The 4,600-nt window shown below is 46.4% G+C and carries 6 protein-coding genes; all 6 read left to right on the plus strand.

What is annotated here, in order from left to right; all coding sequences use genetic code 11:
* Positions 1-101: 101 nt before the first annotated feature.
* The 6 genes from BLU97_RS15560 (at position 102) to BLU97_RS15585 (ending at position 4,506) form a co-directional block, all read left to right on the plus strand.
* Entirely contained in the window at positions 102-254 is a 153-nt protein-coding gene (locus BLU97_RS15560; RefSeq protein WP_254771747.1) for a hypothetical protein, read from the plus strand.
* Between the two features lie 97 nt (positions 255-351).
* Complete coding sequence (locus tag BLU97_RS15565) at positions 352-1,566, plus strand: transglutaminase-like domain-containing protein (RefSeq protein WP_074762364.1); 1,215 nt, start codon at positions 352-354, stop codon at positions 1,564-1,566.
* 9 nt (positions 1,567-1,575) lie between these two features.
* Positions 1,576-2,097, plus strand: a complete 522-nt coding sequence (locus BLU97_RS15570) for a hypothetical protein (RefSeq protein ID WP_074762365.1) — start codon at positions 1,576-1,578, stop codon at positions 2,095-2,097.
* Positions 2,098-2,184: 87 nt separating this feature from the next.
* Complete coding sequence (locus BLU97_RS15575) at positions 2,185-2,757, plus strand: GyrI-like domain-containing protein (protein WP_074762366.1); 573 nt, start codon at positions 2,185-2,187, stop codon at positions 2,755-2,757.
* Between the two features lie 76 nt (positions 2,758-2,833).
* Positions 2,834-3,658, plus strand: a complete 825-nt coding sequence (locus tag BLU97_RS15580) for a MerR family transcriptional regulator (RefSeq protein ID WP_074762367.1) — start codon at positions 2,834-2,836, stop codon at positions 3,656-3,658.
* 146 nt (positions 3,659-3,804) lie between these two features.
* Positions 3,805-4,506, plus strand: coding sequence for a flavodoxin family protein (locus BLU97_RS15585; RefSeq protein WP_074762368.1), 702 nt, complete (start codon positions 3,805-3,807; stop codon positions 4,504-4,506).
* Positions 4,507-4,600 lie beyond the last annotated feature (94 nt).

Here is a 4,600-nt window from a genome sequence, read left to right on the forward strand (position 1 = left end):
CGTTCTGGTTCAGAATCATTTAAACGAAGGACATCATACCATTGATTATATCAAAGCTCATTTGGAGGAATATCTTATGTTTTATGCAAAATAAATAGACTATGAGTAAAGACAGTATCAGTAAGGCCAACATGGACGATTTGCAGGAGATTCTTAACCTGCAATACCTTGCTTATCAGAGTGAGGCTGCCTTATTTGGCAACAAAGATATACCACCCTTAAAGCAAACACTAGATGAGGTGATTGAGGAATAAGAATGTGTATATATGGAGAAAATTGTATGATGAGAACAATAGTAACTCTTGCAACTATACTTATCTTTGCAACGTCAAATTATAAAAACTGGAAAGTATGAATAAACTTAAATTATTGATGGCATTGACCATTGTGATGATGAGTGCTATGAACACAAAGGCTCAGAATCAACGAATGATGGACTTTCAAAATGAGTTCTCTAAGTATCAGACACAGTATCGTGACCAGATGCATAGTGGAAAGCACAAGGATGCGCTGGCCCCACTGGCAAGTTGTATCGCGATGCTCGACACCACCACGATTTTCAAAGTGGCCCCCATCCCCGAGGGAGCCATTCTAGAGCAGAAAGGACTGCTGTACTACGACCAGGCATGCTGCTATGCGATAGTGGGACAAAAGAAACAGGCGCTTACGGCATTGGGGCAGTCTGTCGAGCTGGGCTATAAGGATTATAATAATATGGTGAACGACAACGACCTCGTCTCGCTGCGCAAGGACAAGAAATACCAGGCGCTACTGGCGCAGGTGAAAGACCGTCAGCCGCTGAATGTGCTGAAGAAGTCGGCCCCGTATGCAAAGGATGATGCGAAGGTAGAGTTCCGTTATCAACCCAAGGAATCGAACAATCTCTGCAAGGTTCGCGATTATTTTAAGCTCGATTCTGTAGCAGGTCAGGGCGACGAACTCTCGAAGATTATCAATCTGCTGCACTTTGCCCACGACAACATCCGCCACGACGGCAGCAACCAGGCGTTTGCCGAGTTGGATGCCATCGACCTTTACAACTATTACAAGGCTACTGGCAAGGGGGTGAATTGCCGCCAGCTGGCCATATCGCTCTGCGAGATGTACCTGTCGATGGGCATTCCTGCTCGCTATGTGACATGTATGCCTGCCGATTCGCTCGACTATGAGTGCCATGTGATTAACACGGTGTGGTCGAGTCAGTTGCAGAAATGGCTCTATATCGACCCCACGATGGATGCCTGGGTGATGGACGAGAATGGTACGCTGCTTAGCATCGCCGAGGTACGCGAGCGACTCATCAACGACCAGCCCTTGGTGCTTTGTGAGACAGCCAACTGGAACCATGAGTCGCAGCAGACAAAGGAATACTATTTGGAAACCTATATGGCGAAGAACCTGTACTACTTTGTGTGCAAGAAGCTTAACCGCTTTAATCCTGAGAGCGTCTATCGCGACAACGATCCAGCGGCTGACGTCCGTCTTATCCCCGTTGGCTTCGTTAACAACAATTGGAAGTGTGATACCACAACCGACCCAGAGGTGTTCTGGGCAAAACCAGAATAAATAGTTACAATGGCGATAACAAGTGAGAGATTGAACCAGACTTTTAGTGAGGGCGGAGCTCAGGAGATATACCAAGAGATTAAGGCGAAAGGTGATTTTCTGGGCTTTGCCCAACGCTATGCCTTCGACACCGACTATCGTGTGGCGAGAACTGCTTTGTGGGGTCTGACCAAAGCTAAGGACGAAGAGTTGTCGGAATTGAAGGTGATATACAATGAGCTGATAGATCAGGCCATGCAGACGGAGAATTCGTCGGTGAGGCGGCTAACGCTGAACATCATCGAAAAGCTGAAAATGGACGAGGATGATTTGCGGACTGACTTCCTTGATTTCTGTTTCGAGCACATGGTCAGCATCGAAGAGTTTTCCGGCACCCAAACGCTCTGCATGAAACTCGCCTTTCGCATGTGCACCTTCTATCCAGAACTGATGGACGAGTTGAAACGTACCCTCGAAGCGATGGAGATAGATTATTATAAACCCGCCATAAAGTGTCTGCGTAAAAGGATCCTCAGCGGAAAATTCAAATGAATTGTCATCATTGCATGGTGCTACTGGCAGGGAGCTATGAGAACTATTAAACAGATTAGAGAATATATTTAAAAACGAACAAAAATAATGAAACACGAGATTATTACGTTAGAGAATGTGCAGATTATTGGCATGGCCAAGGAAATTGCATTCTGCAAGGGACAGGAAGAGTGCCCTAAGTTCTGGGGCGAGTATGTGGAACGTATTATTAAACCCGTCTTTATGGAACACAAGGCACCTGATGCCTTTCAGCAGGCAGCCATCGACAATGGTGTCGGAGAGTTTGGGCTCTGCACCTGCGACATCCCCAACCATAATTGTGCTACTTGTGCAGAACAAAATTTCGGTGCCTGCAGTAGCAAGACTTTCACCTACGTGATAGGTGGTGTATATAAAGGTGGCTGCGTGCCTGAGGGCATGAAACTCTTCCCCATCCGTAGCGGCAAATGGTTGAAGGTTCATTTCGAGGGCGGTATGAAAGCCTTTCAGCAGCAGTTTCAGAAGTTCTATAAGGAGTGGCTGCCCCAGCACCCGGAATTCCATTGCCCCAACAATGCCATGACGATGGAATGGTACAACGGCACCGACATCGACTCGCCTGATTTCCAATGCGGCGTGATGATGCCATTGGATACAATGAATATGTTAAATCCGTGTTAAAATCTTCATTTCTCTTGACTCGTCCCTAAGGGCATGCCTTATCTTTGCAGTCGCTTAGCAAATACATCGCGCGATTATGAATTTTAAAAAGAAATTAAAAATCGGAGAGTTCTCACAGTTGATGCAGGTAACAGTTAAAACCCTGCGTCATTATGAGCAGAAGGAACTACTTGTGCCTGACGAGGTGGACGAGTGGACGGGCTATCGCTATTACAGCATCGACCAGATGCAACGGCTTAAGACCATACGCGACCTACAACGTCTCGGTTTCTCGCTGGATGAGATTAAGGACCTGTGCGATTCATATTCTCACACTCCAACCATCCGCCAGCTGACTGAGAAGATAAAGGAAACAGAGGCTGAGCTGAAACTGCTGATTGCCCGTCGTAACCAACTGCTCGACTGGAGGAATGCTCGCAAAGAAATGAAGACAATGGAAAAGATTAGTATTCAGTCACTGCCCGAAATCATCGTGGCAAGTCATCGTGAAGTAATTCCGAACTACGCCGCTATCGGCCCTATGTGTGTCGAGAAGATTGGTCCAGAGATGCAGCGCCTCGGCTGCAAGTGCCCGCCACCGGGCTACTGCTTCACCATCGAGCACAACAAGGAGTACACCCCCACCGACATCGATATCGAGTATTGCGAACAGGTGGAGGAGATGGGCCAGGACAGCGCCATTATCAAGTTCAAGCGCTTGCCAGCCGTACCCAAGGCCCTCTGCATGAAGCACGTTGGTCCTTACGAACGCTTCTATGAGTCGTTCACCGAAGCCTTCCGCTATATCGAGGAGCAGGGCTATAAGGCGGTTGGGCAACATCGCACAAGCTACATCGATGGAGCCTGGAACCAAGAAGATCCTGAGAAATGGTTGTCAGTGATTCAGATTCCAATAGAGTAAAAGCATGTTCAGACTGCCCCATTATAACAAAAATGGGGCAGTTTTCATATCCATTCGTCACAAATCGATGCTGTTTATCCCAGATATTTGGCTGTCTCAGCAATTTTGCGTTCCTTTGCAGCGTCAAATCATAATAAAATATAATAATGAAAGTATTAGTCATTAACGCATCAGCAAATAAGGAGCGCAGCACAACGCTTAAACTTACCAAAACATTTCTGGAAGGTCTCGAAGTAGAGGCTTCGGAAGTGGAGTTTGTAACTACCATTGGTCTTAATATCAATCCCTGCAGAGCTTGCTATGCCTGTTGGATAAAGACATCAGGCAAGTGTGTGCAGAAGGACGATGCAACAGAAGTGATGGAGAAAATTCGCCAAGCCGACCTGGTTATCTGGTCGATACCTCTCTATGCCTATGGCGTACCCTCGCATTGTAAGGCACTGATGGATAGAACAGTATCGTTTAACTCGCCTTTGATGTATATCGATTCTGATGGCATTGCCCATCACTATGGTTATGAGGAAGGCACCAAGAAAACGGTACTGATTTCGACAGCAGGACTGCCTAACATGAGGGGAAACTTCGATGGACTTCTGTTTGCCATGCGCCACATGTATGGCAAGAATATCAGCTACATCTGTTGTGCTGAGGGTTCGCTCTTCATGAGTCCCGATACCGAGATTTTTACTGTTCCTTACTTAAAAAAAGTAAAGCAAGCCGGTGCAGAGTACAAGGAAACAGAAAGAATCTCTGACGAGACACAGGCGTATCTTGATACACCTATGCTCCCTGCAGATGCATTCGTCAAGACCGTGAATGGCATTTTTGAAGGGATGCAGACACGCTGACTAGTTTTGTAATTGAATAATTATGAAGAGGATGATTAAATCAAGAATTGATACAATAGAAATACAAAGCCGAACTCTAGGTAAGACTATGGCT

Source organism: Xylanibacter ruminicola, from assembly GCF_900107775.1.
Classification (GTDB): domain Bacteria; phylum Bacteroidota; class Bacteroidia; order Bacteroidales; family Bacteroidaceae; genus Prevotella; species Prevotella ruminicola_C.